This window comes from Microbacterium sp. PF5 (assembly GCF_004794315.1).
In the GTDB taxonomy this organism is placed as follows: domain Bacteria; phylum Actinomycetota; class Actinomycetes; order Actinomycetales; family Microbacteriaceae; genus Microbacterium; species Microbacterium sufflavum.
In genome coordinates this window covers 16976-34979 of sequence record NZ_SSDQ01000106.1, presented here as the reverse complement: position 1 = coordinate 34979, position 18004 = coordinate 16976, and the positions used below count along the sequence as shown (strand labels likewise).

Here is an 18004-nt window from a genome sequence, read left to right as displayed (position 1 = left end):
CCGCGTGCGTCACCAGAAGCGCTCGGGCTCCTCGGCCGGCGGGCGGTCGGTGCCACCCCAGCGGTCGGCCTCCGCCTTCGCCGCCTCCACCGCCGCATCCGCTCCCCGCAGCGCGACCCCGGCCTCGCTCGCCGCAGGCCCGACGGGGTCCACGAGCAGCGCCGTGCGCGTCACGCCGCCGCTGACCGTGACCGTGCACTCCAGAACCCGTCCGATCCAGCGCGAGAGCGCGCCGCGCGCCGCCTCGCCGCGCCGGTACCGGATCCCCGTGTCGAGGTCGACCACCGCCAGCACGATCGGCTCTCGGCCCTCTCCCTCATCGTGCTCGGTCACCTCGATCCGATGCCCGAGCGGGAGCGCGACCTGACCGGCGAACACGAGCATCCTGTCCATTCCCCCACCCTACGAAACCGCCACCGGACCCGACAGACACCCCGGGCGAAAACCTCTTCGCAACTTTCTTTGTCCCCCAAATGGCGGACACGGCGATTAAGCGATATTCTGCTCTTCGTAGCGGGGGCTACAGGCTGAGGAACTGGGGAATCAGCCGTCGAGAGCAGCGGAAGTTTCGCCGCCTCCCCAACCGTCCGGGAAGGACGGTGAGCCCTCTCGACAGCACCGTGCTGGGGCGGTCCGGTCGAGAGGGCATACCCCGCGCCACGGCACCCCACATCCTCGCCCGTCAGCCGTCCCCGACTAGCCGTCGGCATGGCCGCGGTCAACCCCGGCCCGCACACGCCACCGCGGGGCTAGCGTCACCCCCATGACGACCGTGTTCCGAACGACTCGCACCCCGCGTCGGACGGGAGGCACCCGCGGGGCCTTCACCGCTCCCGCGGCGCCTCTCGTCCCACCGGCGCGTTCCACAGACTCGGCGCCCGCTCACCGCGCGCACCCGGGGGACGCCGCGCGTGCCGCATCGCCCTACAGCACGTCGTCGTCGGCGTCGGCGTCGTCGAGATCGTCGTCGTCCAGTGGCACCTCGTGCCGCTGCTCGGCCGCATCGGCCGGGTCGGCCTCGACCGAGTGCACGTCCGGCTCACCGGTCGTCGTCACCTCCGGGTCGTCCGGCACCTCCAGATCGGGCCGCTCCTGCTCCTGCAGGTCGGCTTCCGGCTTGACCTCGTCGATCGGCTGGTCGCTCAGGGACATCGCGTCTCCTCTCGTTCGGCGGATGCTCCCACCCTGTAACGCCCGTCGGCCAGCGGCAAGGGGCTTGACGGCCACGCACGCCCTCGCGGAGGCGGCACCGTGACCGCGGGACCCGTCACCGGGCGCGTCCGCATCGGCGTCTCGGGCTGGCGCTACGCCCGCTGGCGGGGCGACTTCTACCCCCGCGGCCTGCCACAGCGCCGCGAGCTCGAGTACATCGGGGAGCAGTTCCCCTCGGTCGAGCTCAACGGCTCGTTCTACTCGCTGCAACGGCCGGAGAGCTACCGCACGTGGGCGTCGAGCGTGCCGGACGACTTCGTGTTCGCCGTGAAGGGGTCGCGCTACGTCACGCACATGCTGCGCCTGCGCGCGGTCGACCAGGCCCTCGCGAACTTCTTCGCCTCGGGCGTGCTGGCGCTCGGCGAACGGCTCGGGCCGATCCTGTGGCAGCTGCCGGAGCGCCAGAAGTTCGTGCCGGCGCTCCTGGAGTCATTCCTCGACACGCTCCCCCGCACCACCGGGGAGGCGCTCGAACTCGCCCGCGGCCACGACGAACGCCTCCGTGACCGCGCGTGGCTCGACATCGACGCCGACCGGCCGCTGCGCTATGCGCTCGAACCGCGCTCCGCCACCTTCGCCGACCCCGCAAGCCTGACGCTGCTGCAGGCGCACGGCACCGCGCTGGTGGTCGCGGACACCGCGGGGCGATGGCCGAGGTTCGACGCGCTGACCGCGGACCACGTGTACATCCGGCTCCACGGCGCGCGCATGCTGTACCACAGCGGGTACACCGGCGCCGAGCTGCGCGAGTGGGCGACGCTCATCCGGGCCTGGGCCGACGGGACGGGCGCCGCGGACGGCCGCCCGCGCGACGTGTTCGTGTACTTCGACAACGACGCCCGCGGTCACGCCCCGCACGACGCCCTGGCGTTGCGCGCCCTCGTGGACGCCCCACCGGCGTGACGGCGAGGCGTCAGCGGTCGCCGACGTGTCCCGGCGCGGTAAGCGACAGTACCCGCTCGACGAACGCCCCGTACTCCTCCATGTAGTGCGCGAGGAAGTCTCTCGTGCCCTCGTCGTGCACCTCGCCGTCCGCACCGAACACCTCGGGCCGGAACGTGATGTACGCCTCCGGCGCGTTCAGCTGCGGGGCGTTGAGGAAGCTCAGCACGCTGCGCATGGACGACTGCATGACGGCCGTGCCGATCGCCCCGGTCGACGCACCGATGATGCCGCTCGGCTTGCGGGCGAACGAGTTGTGACCCCACGGGCGCGAGCCCCAGTCGATCGCGTTCTTCAGCGCGCCGGGGATCGACCGGTTGTACTCGGGCGACACGAACAACAGGCCCTCGGCACTCTCCACCGCGCGCTTGAACTCCGTGACCGCCTCGACCGGCTCGAGCTCGTCGTCGCGGTTGTAGAGGGGAAGGCCGCGGATGGGGATCTCTTCCAGCTCCAGGCTGGGCGGCGCGAGGCGCACCAGCGCCCTCGCGAGGGTGCGATTGATCGAGTCCGACGCCAGGCTGCCGATGAGGTAGCCGATCCGATGGGCCATGGTGAGTCCCCCGTCTCTCCCTGCATTTCCAGGATATCTCCGCGGTGGGGGCTTGCCGCAAGGCCCCACCCCGCGGGCAGAATCGACGGTCTGCGCGCGCTCCGGCGCGTGGAACGCGAAGGAGATTCATGCCCATCGACCCCTTCCACCTCTCCCCCGAGAAACAGGCCAAGACCGCCCCCGCCCTCATCGACGCCGATCGCCGACACCTCCAGCGCATCGCGGCCGAACTCGACGGTCAGCGCGCCGACGTCGCCCGACGGCTCGACGACGTCCGTCGCGTGCGCGCCGGCTCCGGGGGCGCCGCCGTGGACCGCGACCTCGAGATCCGGCGGCTGTCGTCGCGCCTGCGCGTGCTCGAACGCTTCGACATCGACGTGTGCCTCGGCCGCATGACCCCCGCCGACGGCGAGCCCGTCTACATCGGCCGCACCGGGCTCGCCGCGTCCGACGGCACCCGGCTGCTGATCGACTGGCGTGCGCCCGCCGCCGAGCCCTACTTCGCCGCGACGCTGGAGGACCCCCGCGGTCTGATCTCCCGCCGCCGATACCGGTGGACGGACGGCCGCATCAGCGACTACTGGGACGAGGCCCTGACCGCCGACGGCTTCGACGGCGCGGCCTCCCTCGACGACCAGTCCGCGTTCATCGCGAGCCTCGGCACGCACCGCACCGCCCGCATGCGCGACGTGCTGGCGACCATCCAGGCCGACCAGGACGCGATCATCCGCACCCCGTCCCGCGGCGCCCTCGTGGTGGACGGCGGTCCGGGCACCGGCAAGACCGTGGTGGCACTGCACCGCGCGGCCCACCTGCTCTACGCCGAGCCGCACCTCACCGCGAGCGCGGGCGGGATGCTGCTGGTGGGCCCGAACCCGCACTACCTCGCCTACGTGGAAGACGTGCTGCCGAGCCTCGGCGAGGACACCGTGCGGCTGTGCACCCTCCGCGACCTCACCCCGGAAGGCACGACGGCCCCGCCCGAAGCCGACCAGAGGATCGCCGCGCTCAAGGCCGCGCTCGACCCCGAGGCGGTGCTCGCCGCCGCGGCCGCCGCGTTCGAGCGGCCGCCCGGCCACGCGACGCGCCTCGACTCCCCGTGGGCCGACCTGTGGCTCAGCCGCGAGGAGTGGGCGGAGGTGCTCGCGGGTGCCGACCCCGCCGCGACTCACAACGAGGCGCGCGACGAGGTGTGGGAAGAGCTGCTGGAACTGCTGGTGGAACAGGTCGACGACGACGAGGTGCCGCCCCACGCGGTGCGACGGTGGCTGCGGCAGGACGACGAGCTGACCGGCACGTTCGTGCGCGCGTGGCCCCTGCTGACACCGGGCGAGGTGGTGGCTCGGCTGTGGAGCTCCCCCGAGTTCCTGCGGGCGTGTGCCCCTACGCTGACCCCCGACGAGGTGACGCTGCTGCAGCGCGACCGTCCGGATGCCTGGACCGACGCCGACCTCCCGCTGCTCGACGCGGCACACCGGCGCATCGGCGACCCGGAGGCCGTGCGAGCCGCCCACCGCCGCGACGCCGTGATCGCCTCGGCGCAGGAGCAGATGTCGCACGTGGTCGACCACCTGATCGAGGACGACGACAGCGAGATGAAGGTGATGTCGATCCTGCGTGGCCAGGACGCCCGCAACGTGCTCGTGGGCGTGGACGCACCGCCCGTGCTGCCGCCGGACGAGCTCGCCGGGCCGTTCGGGCACATCGTGGTCGACGAGGCGCAGGAGCTCACGGATGCGCAGTGGCGGATGCTGCTCGCCCGGTGCCCCTCGCGCAGCATCACGATCGTCGGGGATCGCGCCCAGGCGAGACACGGCTTCACCGAGACCTGGCAGCAGCGGCTCGCCCGGGTCGGCGTACGGGAGGTGAGCGTGGCCCACCTCGGGGTGAACTACCGCACCCCCGCGGAGGTGATGGCGGTCGCGGCCCCCGGAATCCTCGCGGCGCTGCCCGACGCGAACGTCCCGACCTCGGTGCGCGAGAGCGGCATCCCGGTGCGGACCGGTGCCGTGGCCGAGCTGCCCGCCGTGCTCGACGACTGGCTCGCGGCGAACCCCGACGGTGTGGCCTGCGTGATCGGGGACTCCTCGTTCGCCCCGACCGCCCGCGTGCGCTCGCTCACGCCGACCTCGGCCAAGGGACTGGAGTTCGACCTCGTGGTGCTGGTGCACCCCGAGCGGTTCGGCGACGACTTGACCGGCGCGGTGGACCGCTACGTCGCGATGACCCGGAGCACGCGGGAGCTCATCCTGCTCGGGTGATCCCGGACGAAGGTCGCTATCCGCCGCGGGCCGGCGGTTCTACCCTGAGACGATGACGAACGCCGCGCGCACGGCACCGCACTGTCCCGAGGACGACGTGGTGATGCTCGCGGTGCCCGGCGGCTGGAGGTGCCCGGAGTGCGGGCACCTCCAGCAGCCGCAGGACGGCGAGGAGCCGCGGGACCGCGAGGACCTCGGCCGCCTGCGCTGAGGGCTCAGACGCTGTCGTCCTGGTCGACGATGGTGCCGGTCGGTTCGCTGATCTCGACCGTGTGGCGCACGCCGTGCTCCGACGCCAGCGCCTCGCCCTCCTCGATCGCCTCATCCCGGCTGGCGTAGCTGCGCGAGAGCTCGGGGGCACCCTCGGCCTCGTTCACCCACTGGCCGTTCTTCGACCGCGTGACCACGGCGGTGACGGCCATCACACGTCACCGGGGCCCAGGTCGCCCTGTCCCTCGTCGCCGAGGTCGGCGAGCACCGGGTCCTCGCCCTGGCTCTCGGGCTGCGGGCCGGAGCCGGGCAGGTCGTCCGCGGGGACCTCGTCGTCGGGATCGGGGATCTCGTCCGGGTCGCGCCCGGTCGCGGTCGCCGTGTCGAGCTCGTCGGCGGAGGCGCCATCGTCGAGGGCCTCCGTGCGCTCCCATTCCGCCTGCGCCGGATCGTCCCGCGGGTCTGCTTCGGTGGTCGCGTCGCCGTCGCGCAGCGGCTGACCGCCGACGTCGTCGGGTGTCGATGCCATGTCTCCTCCTTCGATCGGTCCGCCCAGTGTGCCGCCCGGGGTTCCCGGTGCCGAGGGGGTTGAGCGGGCCGACCACAGCGGGTAGGTTCCGGCGGCGTCGGAACCCGTGACGGCGCGCGCGGACGGGGGCAGGATGAGGGCATGACAGCGACCACTCCCGCCCCCACCCCGACGCAGCTGCGGCTGATCATCGAGACCGACGATTTCGACACCGCCCTCCGGTTCTACCGCGACGTGCTGGGCATGCCCGAGCAGCTCGCCTACGCGACCGACGGCGACGACCGCGTGGCGATCCTGCACGCAGGCATCGCCACCATCGAGCTCGCGACGCCGACGCACGCCGCGAACATCGACGAGGTGGAGGGCGCACCACACACGCCCGGAGCGCTGCGCATCGCCCTGGAGGTCGACGACACGGCCCAGGCCGTCGCGGCCGCCGAGGAGGGTGGTGCCGCCGTGATCGCGCCACCCGTGCAGACGCCGTTCCGGAGCCTCAACGCGCGCATCCAGGGCCCAGCGGGGTGGCAGATCACCCTGTTCCAGGAGCTGGAGACGCTGGAGGAGCGCGCGGCGCGCGAGGGCTTCACGACGGACGACGCCCGCGACCGCTGACCCGCGCCCGGGACCTGGGCGCGTCCTCGGGTTTCGTGACGCTACGCGTCGCCGCGCTTGCCCGGGCCAGGCCCGCCGGGCTGAAATCGACTCATGACGTCGATCGCGGTCCTCGTGGGGAACCCCCACCCGTCCTCCCGCACCACGAGCGTCGCGGAGGAGGTCGCGGCGCAGCTCGCCGACCTCACGGGCGCCGAGGTGCTGCCCACCATCGAGCTCGCGGCGTATGCGGACCGGGTCTTCGTCGTGCCCGACCCCGAGATCGACGCCCTGGTCGAAGAGGTGTCGACGGCGGATGTCGTGGTCGTGGCGAGCCCCACGTACAAGGCCGCCTACACCGGGCTGCTGAAGGCGTTCCTCGACCGCGTCGACACGGGCGGGCTGGACGGAGTGGTCGCCGTGCCCGTCCTCACGATCGGCTCCCCCGCGCACACCCTCGCCGTCGAGCACACGCTGCGCCCCCTGCTGGTCGAGCTCGGCGCGACGGTACCCGTGCGCGGCCTCGCGTTCCCGGCCGCCGAGGTCGACGACCGCACGCGCCTCGTGTCCGCGTGGCTCGCCCCGCACCGCCGGGCGCTGGAATCGCTGCTCGCGCACTGACCAGGGGCGGGTGACGCGAGCGGAACGCGAGTGCCGCGGTCGAGGGACGGTCCGAGAGGACGATCGACGCAGACGCCCATGTAAGGAGCGGTCTTCCGTGTGAGAGCCGGAGCGACGGTATGTGGCGGCGCATGTCGCCGTGTTGCAGTCCGGGTGCGCGGTCGCGGGGGCCGTGCGTACCGTCGTGGCATGACCGCCCCCGCCGCTTCGTCCTCGTCCCCCGCCCGCGAGCGTGCCGCCTCCGACGTGCTGGACCGGCTGTCGGTCGGCGCCGACACATTCAAGGCCGTGTTCCGCGGGCACCCGGGAGGCGTGGCCGTGATCACCGCGCAGGGGGCGGACGGCCCCGTGGCGCTCACGGCGTCGTCGGTGTCGTCGGTGAGCGTGGATCCTCCGCTGCTGGTGTTCTCGGTGTCGGCGCTGTCGTCGGCGGCGGAGACCCTGACCTCGGCCGCGACGGTCGTGGTGCACCTCCTGGATGCGGACGACATCGAGCTCGCGCGCCTAGGGGCGACCAGCGGCATCGACCGCTTCGCCGATACGAACGCCTGGGCCCCGCTCGCCACCGGGGAGCCCGTGTTCGCGGGAGCCCGCGCCTGGGTGCGCTGCGCCGTCGTGAGCCGGATGGAGGCGGGCGGCTCGACCGTCATCGCCGCGCACGGCCTGCAGGCGCACATCGCCCGGGACGCCGAGCGCGCCCTCGTCTACCACGACCGCACGTGGCACGCCCTGGGCGCGCACTCGCTCCTCCCCTGACCCGGCGCACGCTCGGCTTCGTCGACCACCCTTCGGATCTCTCGCTTCGTCGATCAGGCGGCTAGATGTGTCTGCCCAGACCTTTGGTAATGCGGTCGATCGGGTTCTTGGGGCCGCGCAGCGCGACACCGACCAGATCGAGATCTGCGGCGGACACCCCGGCCACGGCTCTTCGGTTGGACGCATCGTCTCCGGTAGCGAAGAGGTCACGGGTGTAGATGCTCGTCGCGAAGCCTCGTTCGATGGCTCGCTCGCGAGCTCGTGCGAGCTGCTCCGAGTCCGCCGTGAACACGAGCACGGGTTGGCGGAGCATGGGGAGGTACTCGTTTCCGTCCGCGTCCGCGTAGATATCGCCGATCAGACCCGGGGCGCTGGTGGCGATGCCGCTGATCAGGAACGCCGTGACGTTGAGCTCCTGCCAGGGCATCAGGCCGTCGTGGATCAGTACCGCGATCCGTGTGTCGAAGCGGACAGTCTGCGGTTCCATGTGTACTCCTTCGGTCGCGGCCGCGGCCGGAACGGGCCGGCCGGTCGATCCGAGCCCCTCATGATCCGCCCGCGAACGTGTGGTCGAAGGTGCTCCAGGCGTTGTCGAGATAGGGCCGGCGCCTCAGCGGGTCTCCGATGCCGAAGGCGACATCCTCGAGCCATCGGCAGCGGGCATGGAAGCGGATGCGACGGAGCTCGTCGTCAGCCGGAGTGCCGTCGAGTCCCTCTCCGACCCGGACCGCCGCGTCGGGCCCCAGGTCTCGGTAGATCGACCCGATGTCGCGTGCCGGGTCCGTCAGCGCCGCATCAGTCCAGTCGATGACACCGGTCACGTGCCCCCGGTCGTCGACGAGGATGTGCTCAGCTCCCAGGTCATTATGCTGAGCGATGGTGAGCGATCGTGTGGGCGGCGGCGACTCATCCAGGAAGGCGCGCACGAGACGAACCTGCTCGGCGCTCAGGTGACTCCGCACGGACCGGTAGGTCTGCACAGCGTCCCGATGCCACTCGTCATTCGGGTACCGATCGACGGGCAGCCGCGTGACCGGAAGAGCCTCCCGGAACGCGGACAACACGTCTATGAGGGCCCGTTGCACGTTCTTCGAGTCCCGTTCGCGCCGATGGATCAACGGAGTACCTCGAAGCCGTCGGTAGGCGAACGTCCCGCGCTCTGCTTCATGCAACTCCGGTGTCGGCGTCGGCACCGACGTCGCACGGGCGAGCGTCGTGAGCAGCTCGACCTCGCGATCGACGGCTTCGAGGTCCGCGGAACGTCGGACGATGTAGTCCCCGACAGCGAACGTCGTATTCTCGGCTCCCCGAGTCACGAGCGTCGGCTCGTCGCCGGGCGACCACAGTCGCGATCGCCGCCCCAACTCGGCGAGGTGGGCGCGATCCGACGGGGTCACCGCGGATGTCGTGACGATCTCCTCTTTCATCTCGTTCCTCAGATCCTTGGTCGGGAAGGGGGTGACGACGTCACACCAGCGTGTCGCCAACGTATCCGTCTTCGCCGAACCCGGGCAGGACGGCGAAGATCGCGCTGCCTGTGTGCTGGATGAACCGGTTGAGCCGATCGTTCTCGGCGAGACGCGTCTGCGCGGCGATGAACTGACGATCGGGGTCGTTGCCGTAGGCGCAGAACAGCAGCCCGACGTCGAGCTTTCCGTGCCCGCCATGATGGTGGTCCTTCGTTCCCGGAGCATGAGGATGGTCCTCGGGATGCTCGAGCGGATCCGGGCTGCCGCCGGCCATCGCCGTGAGGAATCCGTAGTCATAGGTGTAGCTGCGGCGCAGCATCGGAAAGCCATGAGCGCGGCGGATGTGCCCGTCCGCTGCGATCACCGGGGTGCCGTCTGCCCCCACGGCGTCCAGGTCGGGGGCGTCGAACTCGCCCTTCCCCGTCAGCGGAGCGCCATCCCCGCGGCGGCGCCCGATCACCGCATCCTGCTCGTCGCGCGCTGTGAGATCCCAGCTCGCCGTCAGCATCCGGATCTTCCGGAACACGAGGTAGGTGCCCCCGCGAAACCACGATGGCTCGTCGGGAAGCGCCCAGACGACGTCCTCGAACTCTCGGGTTCCGATGCGGGGATTGGACGTTCCGTCCTTGTGACCGAACATGTTCCGCGGAGTGCCCCCGTCGTGCGGGGAACTGAGGAATCCGGACTGCGTCCAGCGGATGACCGCAGAGCCGGGCATTCGGGCGCGCAGAGCTCGCGTCGCGGCACTGACGACCTGTGGATCGTCGGCGCAGATCTGAAACAGCAGGTCACCCCCTCCCCAGCGCGGGTCGAGGTGATCGCCGGTGAACTCGGGAAGTGGCCGCAGCCGTCGGGGAGCTTCGCCGGCGACCCCGGGCAGGGCGAAGACGCCAGGGCCGACGCCCACCGTGACCGTCAGACCCGCAGGAGACAGCCCGGTCGCGAAGTCGGTGGGGGTCACCGCGCCGTCGGGATACATCGACGAGGGCGGAGTGTCCTCACCACGCACGATGGCGACGATCGTGCGCGAGACGTCAGCCAAGAAGCGGCGAAGCGACACCGCGTCCGTCACGGCCAGATCGGCCGCGACAAGAGTGACATACTGCTGCTGCGCGGTGGCGACTCCCGCCTGGTGTGCACCGAACGGCGAGATCGTCGTCCCGGCCCCGGGATCTGCGGAGAGGCGTGCAGTCTCCGCGTTCGGCAGCGTGAGACGCCCGGTCGCGAACCCCATCGCGGCCGCCCCGCCTGCGGTTGCCAGCGCTGAGCCCAGGAGGGCGCGGCGAGACATCGCCACACGCCTCGGCCCGCCCTCCGTGCGTCCGTCCCGCCATCCCGGTGAGACCACCGCCTCCCTCTCCGACGGGTCATCACTGGCTTCCTGGGTGCTCAATGTCCGTGTCCTCCGTTCGGATCGACGGGTCCCGCATTGCGGCTGGCTTCATCTCGGCTGACCACGAACTGCGACATCAGGCCCTCGTCCTCGTGAAGGAGAAGGTGACAGTGGATCATGTACGGGTTCTCGTCATCGACGTAGTCCTCGAATCGCATCATGATCCGGTAGACGCGACGAGGTTCCAGATAGATGGTGTCCTTCCATCCCGAGAGCTCTGGCCCCGGCGTCTCCCCGTCGATGTCGAGGACCTGGAACTGCACGTCGTGAACATGCCAGTTGTGCGGGAACAGGTCTCGATTGGTGACCTCCCACAGCTCGGTCGAGTCGACCTGCATGACCTCGTCGATACGATTCATGTCCATGCGGCGGCCGTTGATCTCGCGGTTCTGCACGTCGAAGATGCGCGCGTTGTCGGCGTCGACCGCGGTGAAGCGGGAGATGTCGCCGAACCGCTCCGCCAGTGGCGGGGACGCCCGGAGCTGATCAGCAGCACGCAGGAGGAGGACGTCGAACTCGTCCAACCCTCCGTACGCACCGGGCACGGCGACATCACCGAGATCAGGCGGCAGCGAGCGCAGCATCGTCTCCGTCCCCGGGGCGATCGCCACCACGATCTCGGCACGCTCGCCGGGCGACAGACGCACATGATCGGTGATGTGCGGCGCCTCGAGCAGTCCGCCGTCCGTGGCGACCAGCGAGAAGTCGCGCTGGTCGTCGAACGCGAAGTCGTAGGTTCGCGCGCTGGATCCGTTGAGGATCCGCAATCGGACGAGCTCGGTGGAGACGTCGAGGACCGCGCCCCATGCTCCGTTCGTCAACAGCACGTTCCCCAGAAGGCCGACCTCATTGCCCTGAGAGTCGAACTGGAACTCGCCGTCGGAACGGAACTTCTTGTCCTGCACGATGAGCGGAACGTCATCGACTCCGTATTCCGTGGGCAGCCCGAAGCTCTGGCTGTGCTCATCGTCGAGGATGAACATGCCCGAAAGCCCGCGGAGGACGTGCTCTTCGGTTTCGCCGTGCGGGTGCGGGTGGTACCACAGCGTGGCGGCGGGCTGGTCGACCCGCCACTCGGGCCGCCAGCGCCCGCCGGATTCGATCGGCTGGTGCGGCCCGCCATCCATGGCAGCCGGCAGATGCATGCCATGCCAGTGGACCGTCGTGGTCTCCGGGAGCGCGTTGGTGACCTCGACGGCCACCTTCTCCCCGCGCTGCGCCCGGAGTGTGGGGCCCAGGTAGTCGCCGTCGAAACCCCAGGTCGGGGTGGTCATCCCCTCCAGGAACTGCATCTGACCCTCCTGGGCGGTGAGCGAGAACACTCGAACACCGTCGACGACCTCCGACTCCGCCAGCGGGGGGATCGGTAACGGAGTCTCGAACGCGGGTGGCTTCGTCGGCGTGAAGACGGACGTGTCCTGGCCGAACCCCGAGTCGAACACGCAGGCGGTGAACGTCACGGCAGCGGTCAGGAGCAGAGCGCCGAAGAGGATCGCCGGACCGAGGAGCCGTCCCCGGCTCGATGCAGAGCGTCGTGCGACATGCTCGGCCCCACGGGCGATCCTGGTCATGCCAGTAAAGCTAGGAATCCGTGCAGAGGAAGCCGTCCCTCCCCCGTCGACACATCGAGTCGCTTCCGGGCGACACCGAGGTTCTCCGCACCGGACTCGCACTTCCGCGGTCGCCGAGATGTCGCTTTCCAACGACTCACACACCAGCACGGACCGACCTACCATGACAGCATGACCGACAACGCACCCGCGGCGGAGGCAGGTTCGCGCCCTGCTCCCTGGGTGCTCGACGGCCTCCTCGGCATCGGCGTGGCTCTCGTCGTCTCGCTCTTCATCGCCGCGGATATCGACGGGGCAGAACCGGACGGGTGGGCCTATCTGTGGGCGGTCGGCCTCGGTGCATTGATGCTGGCCCGGCGACGCCACCCTGTGGTCGTCGTCGGACTCTCCGCGGCAGGGGTCGTCGCCTACTACGCGTCCGGTTACCCGGCGATCGGGATCGCGGTGCCTCTCGCGGCCGCGGTGTTCTCGGCCGCCGAATACGGTCGCACAGGGGCATCGATCGCCACCTCCGTGACCGTCCTGGTCATCTCGGTGGCGTACAGGCTCGCCATCGGACAGGACCCCGCCGTGGTCGTGGGTTACGAACTGCCTGGACACGCTCTCCTGCTCGCAGCGGCGATCGCCCTAGGGGACAACGTGAGATCCCGGCGGGAGCTCCGACAGAAGTCCTCTCAGATCGCGGCCCTGACCGTCGAACGGTACGCCCGGGAGGCGGAGAAACGCGCGATGTCCGAACGACTCTCGATCGCACGTGAACTCCACGACTCGATGGGGCACGCGCTGACGGTGGTGACTCTGCATGCGCAGATCGCGGAGGAAGCGCTGGATCCCGGTACTGCCTCTGACGAGGACAGCGCGGCGGCGCGTGAGGCGCTGGCGATCATCGCGAGCACCACTTCGGCGACGTTCGAGGATCTGCGCCGTACTGTCGCGAACCTGCGGAGGGAGGAGGGCGCGACGCGCCCCCCGCTCGGAATCGACGACCTCGAGTCAGCGATCCTCCCGGCGACGCAGGCCGGCTTGACGGTGCGCGCGAGTGTCTCCATCTCCGCCGCGCTGCCGTCGACCGTCGAAGCCGCCGTGTTCCGGATCGTGCAGGAGTCCATCACCAACGTCGTGCGACATGCCGACGCGGCGCGCGTCGACGTCGACATACGGCAGGCGGACGATGCTGTCGCCGTCAGCATCGTCAACGACGGCAGGTCGCGCGCCACGGAGCCGTCCGACGACTCGGTCCGGCCCGGGCGCGGGCTGGAGGGGATGCGAGAGCGCGTTCACCTGCTCGGCGGCACGTTCTCCGCAGGTCCACGCGACGCCGGCTTCGCGGTGTACGCCTCGTTTCCCCTGGCGGTGAGGGCATGACCTCCGTCGTCCTCGTCGATGACCAGGACCTCGTCCGCGCCGGCCTGCGGACGCTGCTCTCGCGGGATGGCAGCATCCGGGTGGTCGCCGAGGCCACCGACGGCAGGAGCGGCGTGGAGGCGGTCCGAAAGTACCGACCAGATGTCGTCCTCATGGACCTCCGGATGCCTGTGATGGACGGCATCGAGGCGACGAGCGCGATCCGCGCGGACCACCGGCTGCACGACACCAGTGTCGTCGTCCTGACGACGTTCGACGACGACACGGACGTCGTTCAGGCCATCCGCGCAGGGGCGGTCGGCTACCTCTTGAAGAACACGCCGCGGGATGACCTGCGTGACGCCGTGACGCGGGCCGGCCAGGGAGAAAGACTGCTTTCACCGGCGATCGTCGAACGACTGATGAGCATGGTCGCGTCCGGTCGGGCCGCCGCGACCCCGGACCCTCGACTCGCCGTCCTCAGCGCCCGGGAGATCGAGGTCCTTGCGCGGATCGGACACGGCGACACGAACGACGAGATCGCTGCCATCCTGCACCTCAGCCCGGCGACCGCGCGCACCTACGTCAGTCGGATCCTCGCGAAGGTGGGTGCGCGTGACCGTCCAGAGCTCGTGGTGATCGCTCACCGTTCCGGGCTCGTCACGTCGTGAGCTCTCATCGAGGCGGGCGCCGCAGGAACCAGTTCGGAACGCCGAGAACATCTGCCTCTCCGATGACCGCGTATCCGTGCCTCCGGTAGAAGCCGACTGCCTCCGGGCGATCCGTTTCGGCGTAGCCGGGCACGCCTATGGAGTCGAGATGGCTCGTGTGTCTGAGCATCAGGAGAGTGCCGATCCCCCGCCCGCGCAGGTGCCGATCGACCGACACCGGCCCGAGATGCACGTGCGGTTCTGAGATGTCCCGCGCTGTCCATGCTCGGTTCCAGGCCAGCAGGCGCGCAGCGGCGCCTGGGCCGAAGGTCAGCGCACGGGAGAGGAGCCGCAGCCGGGTCTGCGCCGGGGGCCGGCAGCGCGCCGGGGGTACCGCCGCGGCGACACCGATCAGCGACCCACCCTGCTCGACGCCGTCGATCCGCATCGAGGGCGAACCGGAGAGGAGCACACTCATCAGCGACTCATGGCGACGAGTCCGCCTCGCTTCATCGCCGCCATACACCGCGACGTGGAGCGGGTTGTCGGCCATTCCACGCCCGAGCAGCGCCGCGACCTCCGCCACATCGGCGCGGTCGAGAGAACGAAGGTGAAGGTACGGTTCGCGATGTCTCATCGGTGCAGTCCTCGTCATCGAGCGGTCATCACCCCACGGTGGCGCGACGGTGATGTCGCCGAATGCTCGCCTCGATCGACTTCTCGGATCGCCCCGTGACGACCCCGCTGTCCTCGCACGGTGACCCGCATCCCCCGCGCCGCTCGAGGTGATAGCCGTCGCGATGCGCGACAGGAGGAGCAGGACCCGGTCGTCCGAGAGCGACAGCACAACTGATCCAGAGCGCACGCGACCCCGGGGGCCCGTTGCCTACTTTGACAGGATGAGCGAGTCATCGACGCCGTCGCAGCCACCAGAGATCCCCGGCCCACGTCCCCGACTGAGCTGGCCTGCCGTCATGGGCTTCGGTGTCCTGGGGCTTCTGTGGCCGCTCCTGCGACTGATCGGTCTCGAAGCGGTCGTCGGCGGGGTGACGACCGTGATGGTCGCCTTCCTCGCCACCTTCGTCATCTGGGTCCTGGGCGCCGGCTTCGGCCATGTTCCGCGACCGGTTCTGACGCTCACTCTGTCCGGGGTTCTCTTCGCCCTCCTCCTCGGGGCGACCACCGTGGCCATCGGCGACTGGCCCGACCACGGCATCGGCCTGAATCTCGTCGCCGCCACCATCGAGATCGGGCGATCCGCTGGGTTCGGTGCGCTCAGCGGCCTGGTCGCCGAGTCGATTCAGAGGGCCCGTCGCCGGCGACGGAGGAACCGTCCGTCGCGCCGGACGTCGCCCTGATGCGACCACGATTGTCGCCCCCGTACGGACCATCCGCCGCGGCACCCGCCCCTACCGTTGGCGCATGATCTCCGAGAACCCACCTCCTCCTTCTCCCACCGCACGACGAAACCCTCTCGGGCTGTCGGCTCTGGCACTCGTCGGACTCGCGGCCGTCGCCCTCATCAGGGTCATCCTCCACGACCTGCATGTGATCGAAGAGGGCAGCCCGATCACGTGGGTGCTCGCGATAGGCCCGGTCGTGCTGTGGATCGTCGTCGCTGTCGTAGCGCGCGTCCCCAAGCCGTTCCTGACGGTGCTGGTCATCGGGGTGATCTTCGGGGTGATGCTCGTCATCACGCACCAACTCCTCTGGGACTTCGCTTATCGCGGCACTCCGCCGTCCCTCGGTGACGGTGCCGGGGCGCGCCTGATCCCACGCATCGCGGCCATCCCCAGCGGGCTGATCGTCGGAACGGTGATCGGCGCCGTCGGCGGGCTCATCGCCTGGGGCATCCAGACGATGAGCAACCGTCGCAAGAGCTGACAGCGCGAACACGAGCACAACGCCCGAGCCACCGCGCACGAAGAGCTCGCAGCGATCGCGTGCGAAGACGACGAAGCCCCGGTGAGAAGGATGCTCTCACCGGGGCTTTTCTGTCGGGCTGACAGGATTTGAACCTGCGACCCCTTGACCCCCAGTCAAGTGCGCTACCAAGCTGCGCCACAGCCCGTTGTTCTGCACTCTCGCGCAGGCAACTCCCCTATCTTAGCCGTACCCGGGGCCCTCTCGCGAACCGGGGCGTTGCGGGGTGTCGGACCCACCGCGTACCGTCGCGGTCATGCCGACGATCACCACCGAACTCGCCACGTCCGACCGCTGGGACGACGTGCAGCACGCTCTCACGGGCGGAGGGGACGGGGCGAGCTGCCAGTGCATCTGGCCGATGCTGAGCAACAAGGACTGGAACACGACCACCACGCCGCAGCGCACCGACATGTTCCGGGCCGAGATCGACGAGGGTCCGCCGCCCGGGCTCGTGGCCTACGTCAACGGCGAGGCCGCGGGCTGGATCCGCGTCGGACCACGCACCGCCCAGGCCCGCATCCCCCGCACACGCATCATCGCCGCGTCGTCCGCCGAGCCGTTCGACGACCCGTCCGTGTGGGCGGTGACGTGCTTCGTGGTGCGCCGCGAGCACCGGGGCACCGGACTCAACGCGGCACTGCTGCGGGCGGCGGTCGACTACGCCGCGGCCTCCGGAGCGCGACTGGTCGAGGGGTACCCGGTCGACACCCGCGGCGAGAAGCAGCGCGCGAACGACCTGTTCCACGGCACGCTGAACACCTTCCTCGGCGCAGGCTTCACGGAGCAGACGGTCATGAAGCCGGGGCGGGTTCTCGTGACGCTCGACCTGTCCTCCCGCACCGACGCATGACCGCCACCCCGCGGCACACCCCCGCACCCCCGGATATACCGCCGCGGCCATACGATGAGGGGATGCGCCGCCGCACCCTCTCCCGCCCGATCGTGTGGGCATTCGCGCCCTACGTCGCGGTGTCGCTGCTGCACGTCGTGCTGCTCGCGCTCGACCACGACCTGGCCGCTCCGACCAAGCTGCTGCTCATGCCGCTGCTCGCGGTACCGGTGCTCGTGGCCGCCCCACGCCTCCGGCCGCGCTCCGCCCTCGTGCTCGTGCTCGCGGCGCTGCTGTTCTCCTGGCTGGGCGACGGCGCGGGGGCGCTGTTCCCCGCCGCCCCCGAGCTTCCGCTCATGCTCGGGTTCTTCGGCCTCGCGCACGTGGCGTACATCGTGTTGTTCGCGCGGCACCTCGCCCGGCGTCGGCTGCCCTGGTGGACGCTGGTGTACGCGGCGTGGTGGGTCGCGATGATCCTCATGCTCGGGCCGCACACCGGCCCCCTGCTGATCGGCGTCGCCGCCTACGGGCTGCTGCTGGGCGGCACGGCCGCGATGGCCGCCCGCTGCCACCCCCTCGTCGCGGTGGGCGGCGCGTTCTTCCTCGCCAGCGACACGATCCTCGCGTTCCGGCTCTTCCTCCCCGATGCCCTCCCGGCCTGGAGCAGCCCCGCCGTGATGGCGACCTACACGCTCGGACAGGGGCTCCTCATCGCGGGCACCCTGGTCGTCCTCGCACGGAAGGCCGCGTGATGGTCGACAGCGTCCGCGTCGACAGCTGGCTGTGGGCCGTCCGCGTGTACAAGACCCGGTCGGCCGCGACCACCGCATGCCGTGCGGGGCATGTGCGCGTGAACGGCGACAAGGCCAAGGCCGCCCAGACGGTCCGCATCGGCGACGAGCTGCGCATCCGCATCTCGGGGTTCGACCGCATCCTCATCGTCCGGCAGCTGCTCGTCAAACGCGTCGGCGCCCCACTCGCCGCCCTCGCCTACGAAGACCGCACCCCCGAACGCGAACCGCAGGCCGCGCTCGGCCTGCGCGACCGCGGTGCCGGTCGCCCGACCAAACGCGAGCGCCGCGAGATCGACCGCCTCCGCGGCCGGGACACCCCGTCCGACTGACCCCGCGGCATCCGCTCGTCCGCA

At 70.5% G+C, this 18004-nt stretch carries 23 protein-coding genes and 1 tRNA gene; 13 read left to right on the top strand and 11 right to left on the bottom strand.

Features of this window, described 5'->3' with window-relative positions; genetic code table 11:
- Nucleotides 1-9: 9 nt before the first annotated feature.
- Nucleotides 10-393: a hypothetical protein gene (locus DW297_RS08320; protein WP_136031255.1), complete on the bottom strand. Its 384-nt coding sequence runs from the start codon at nt 391-393 to the stop codon at nt 10-12.
- Nucleotides 394-924: 531 nt separating this feature from the next.
- Nucleotides 925-1152, bottom strand: coding sequence for a hypothetical protein (locus DW297_RS08315; protein ID WP_136031254.1), 228 nt, complete (start codon nt 1150-1152; stop codon nt 925-927).
- Nucleotides 1153-1251: 99 nt separating this feature from the next.
- Here DW297_RS08315 and DW297_RS08310 point away from each other — a divergent pair, with 99 nt between their 5' ends.
- On the top strand, nt 1252-2115 hold the full coding sequence (locus tag DW297_RS08310; RefSeq protein WP_136031253.1) for a DUF72 domain-containing protein: 864 nt from the start codon (nt 1252-1254) through the stop codon (nt 2113-2115).
- 10 nt (nt 2116-2125) lie between these two features.
- Here the strand turns inward: DW297_RS08310 and DW297_RS08305 are convergent, their stop codons facing one another.
- Nucleotides 2126-2707 carry an NADPH-dependent FMN reductase gene (locus DW297_RS08305; protein WP_136031252.1) on the bottom strand — a complete coding sequence of 194 codons (582 nt, stop codon included), beginning with the start codon at nt 2705-2707 and terminating at the stop codon, nt 2126-2128.
- A 128-nt stretch (nt 2708-2835) separates the two neighbouring features.
- On the opposite strand from DW297_RS08305, the gene helR reads away from it, so the two are divergent.
- Nucleotides 2836-4968 (top strand): RNA polymerase recycling motor ATPase HelR, encoded by a 2133-nt coding sequence (gene helR, locus DW297_RS08300; RefSeq protein ID WP_136031251.1) that lies wholly within the window; start codon nt 2836-2838, stop codon nt 4966-4968.
- A 52-nt stretch (nt 4969-5020) separates the two neighbouring features.
- Entirely contained in the window at nt 5021-5179 is a 159-nt protein-coding gene (locus tag DW297_RS18890) for a hypothetical protein (RefSeq protein WP_168442822.1), read from the top strand.
- Between the two features lie 4 nt (nt 5180-5183).
- Here the strand turns inward: DW297_RS18890 and DW297_RS08295 are convergent, their stop codons facing one another.
- Nucleotides 5184-5390, bottom strand: coding sequence for a DUF2188 domain-containing protein (locus DW297_RS08295; RefSeq protein ID WP_136031250.1), 207 nt, complete (start codon nt 5388-5390; stop codon nt 5184-5186).
- Nucleotides 5390-5707, bottom strand: coding sequence for a sugar ABC transporter ATPase (locus DW297_RS08290; protein WP_136031249.1), 318 nt, complete (start codon nt 5705-5707; stop codon nt 5390-5392). Before DW297_RS08290 ends, DW297_RS08295 begins: the two co-directional genes overlap by 1 nt.
- A 141-nt stretch (nt 5708-5848) precedes the next feature.
- Between DW297_RS08290 and DW297_RS08285 the strand changes: the two genes are divergently transcribed.
- The 3 genes from DW297_RS08285 (at nt 5849) to DW297_RS08275 (ending at nt 7675) form a co-directional block, all read left to right on the top strand.
- Complete coding sequence (locus DW297_RS08285; RefSeq protein ID WP_136031248.1) at nt 5849-6319, top strand: VOC family protein; 471 nt, start codon at nt 5849-5851, stop codon at nt 6317-6319.
- A 93-nt stretch (nt 6320-6412) separates the two neighbouring features.
- On the top strand, nt 6413-6919 hold the full coding sequence (locus DW297_RS08280; RefSeq protein WP_136031247.1) for an NADPH-dependent FMN reductase: 507 nt from the start codon (nt 6413-6415) through the stop codon (nt 6917-6919).
- Nucleotides 6920-7108: 189 nt separating this feature from the next.
- Entirely contained in the window at nt 7109-7675 is a 567-nt protein-coding gene (locus tag DW297_RS08275) for a flavin reductase family protein (RefSeq protein ID WP_136031245.1), read from the top strand.
- 61 nt (nt 7676-7736) lie between these two features.
- Here the strand turns inward: DW297_RS08275 and DW297_RS08270 are convergent, their stop codons facing one another.
- From DW297_RS08270 to DW297_RS08255, 4 genes are all read right to left on the bottom strand, one after another.
- The gene (locus tag DW297_RS08270; protein ID WP_136031244.1) at nt 7737-8162 is read right to left on the bottom strand and encodes a DUF2000 domain-containing protein; all 426 of its coding nucleotides are present in this window, start codon (nt 8160-8162) and stop codon (nt 7737-7739) included.
- Nucleotides 8163-8220: 58 nt separating this feature from the next.
- Entirely contained in the window at nt 8221-9102 is an 882-nt protein-coding gene (locus tag DW297_RS08265) for a phosphotransferase family protein (RefSeq protein WP_136031241.1), read from the bottom strand.
- Between the two features lie 40 nt (nt 9103-9142).
- Nucleotides 9143-10435 (bottom strand): Dyp-type peroxidase, encoded by a 1293-nt coding sequence (locus DW297_RS08260; protein WP_136031239.1) that lies wholly within the window; start codon nt 10433-10435, stop codon nt 9143-9145.
- A 98-nt stretch (nt 10436-10533) separates the two neighbouring features.
- On the bottom strand, nt 10534-11979 hold the full coding sequence (locus DW297_RS08255; RefSeq protein ID WP_446724361.1) for a multicopper oxidase family protein: 1446 nt from the start codon (nt 11977-11979) through the stop codon (nt 10534-10536).
- A gap of 99 nt (nt 11980-12078) precedes the next feature.
- On the opposite strand from DW297_RS08255, the gene DW297_RS08250 reads away from it, so the two are divergent.
- Both DW297_RS08250 and DW297_RS08245 read left to right on the top strand, forming a co-directional pair.
- Nucleotides 12079-13473 carry a sensor histidine kinase gene (locus tag DW297_RS08250; protein ID WP_446724360.1) on the top strand — a complete coding sequence of 465 codons (1395 nt, stop codon included), beginning with the start codon at nt 12079-12081 and terminating at the stop codon, nt 13471-13473.
- Entirely contained in the window at nt 13470-14123 is a 654-nt protein-coding gene (locus DW297_RS08245) for a response regulator transcription factor (protein WP_136031235.1), read from the top strand. Before DW297_RS08250 ends, DW297_RS08245 begins: the two co-directional genes overlap by 4 nt.
- 4 nt (nt 14124-14127) lie before the next feature.
- On the opposite strand, the gene DW297_RS08240 is transcribed toward DW297_RS08245, so the two are convergent.
- Nucleotides 14128-14739, bottom strand: a complete 612-nt coding sequence (locus DW297_RS08240; protein ID WP_168442821.1) for a GNAT family N-acetyltransferase — start codon at nt 14737-14739, stop codon at nt 14128-14130.
- Nucleotides 14740-15001: 262 nt separating this feature from the next.
- On the opposite strand from DW297_RS08240, the gene DW297_RS08235 reads away from it, so the two are divergent.
- Together DW297_RS08235 and DW297_RS08230 are read left to right on the top strand one after the other, a co-directional pair.
- Nucleotides 15002-15460, top strand: a complete 459-nt coding sequence (locus tag DW297_RS08235; protein WP_136031232.1) for a hypothetical protein — start codon at nt 15002-15004, stop codon at nt 15458-15460.
- 64 nt (nt 15461-15524) lie between these two features.
- The gene (locus tag DW297_RS08230) at nt 15525-15986 is read left to right on the top strand and encodes a hypothetical protein (protein WP_136031230.1); all 462 of its coding nucleotides are present in this window, start codon (nt 15525-15527) and stop codon (nt 15984-15986) included.
- A gap of 113 nt (nt 15987-16099) precedes the next feature.
- Here the strand turns inward: DW297_RS08230 and DW297_RS08225 are convergent.
- A tRNA-Pro gene (locus DW297_RS08225) sits at nt 16100-16173 on the bottom strand.
- Between the two features lie 108 nt (nt 16174-16281).
- On the opposite strand from DW297_RS08225, the gene DW297_RS08220 reads away from it, so the two are divergent.
- The 3 genes from DW297_RS08220 to DW297_RS08210 all read left to right on the top strand — a co-directional run bounded on the left by DW297_RS08220 (nt 16282) and on the right by DW297_RS08210 (nt 17980).
- Complete coding sequence (locus DW297_RS08220) at nt 16282-16878, top strand: GNAT family N-acetyltransferase (RefSeq protein ID WP_136031228.1); 597 nt, start codon at nt 16282-16284, stop codon at nt 16876-16878.
- 62 nt (nt 16879-16940) lie between these two features.
- Nucleotides 16941-17609 carry a lysoplasmalogenase family protein gene (locus tag DW297_RS08215; RefSeq protein ID WP_136031225.1) on the top strand — a complete coding sequence of 223 codons (669 nt, stop codon included), beginning with the start codon at nt 16941-16943 and terminating at the stop codon, nt 17607-17609.
- Complete coding sequence (locus DW297_RS08210; protein WP_136031223.1) at nt 17609-17980, top strand: RNA-binding S4 domain-containing protein; 372 nt, start codon at nt 17609-17611, stop codon at nt 17978-17980. The genes DW297_RS08215 and DW297_RS08210 overlap by 1 nt, the downstream gene beginning before the upstream one ends.
- Nucleotides 17981-18004 lie beyond the last annotated feature (24 nt).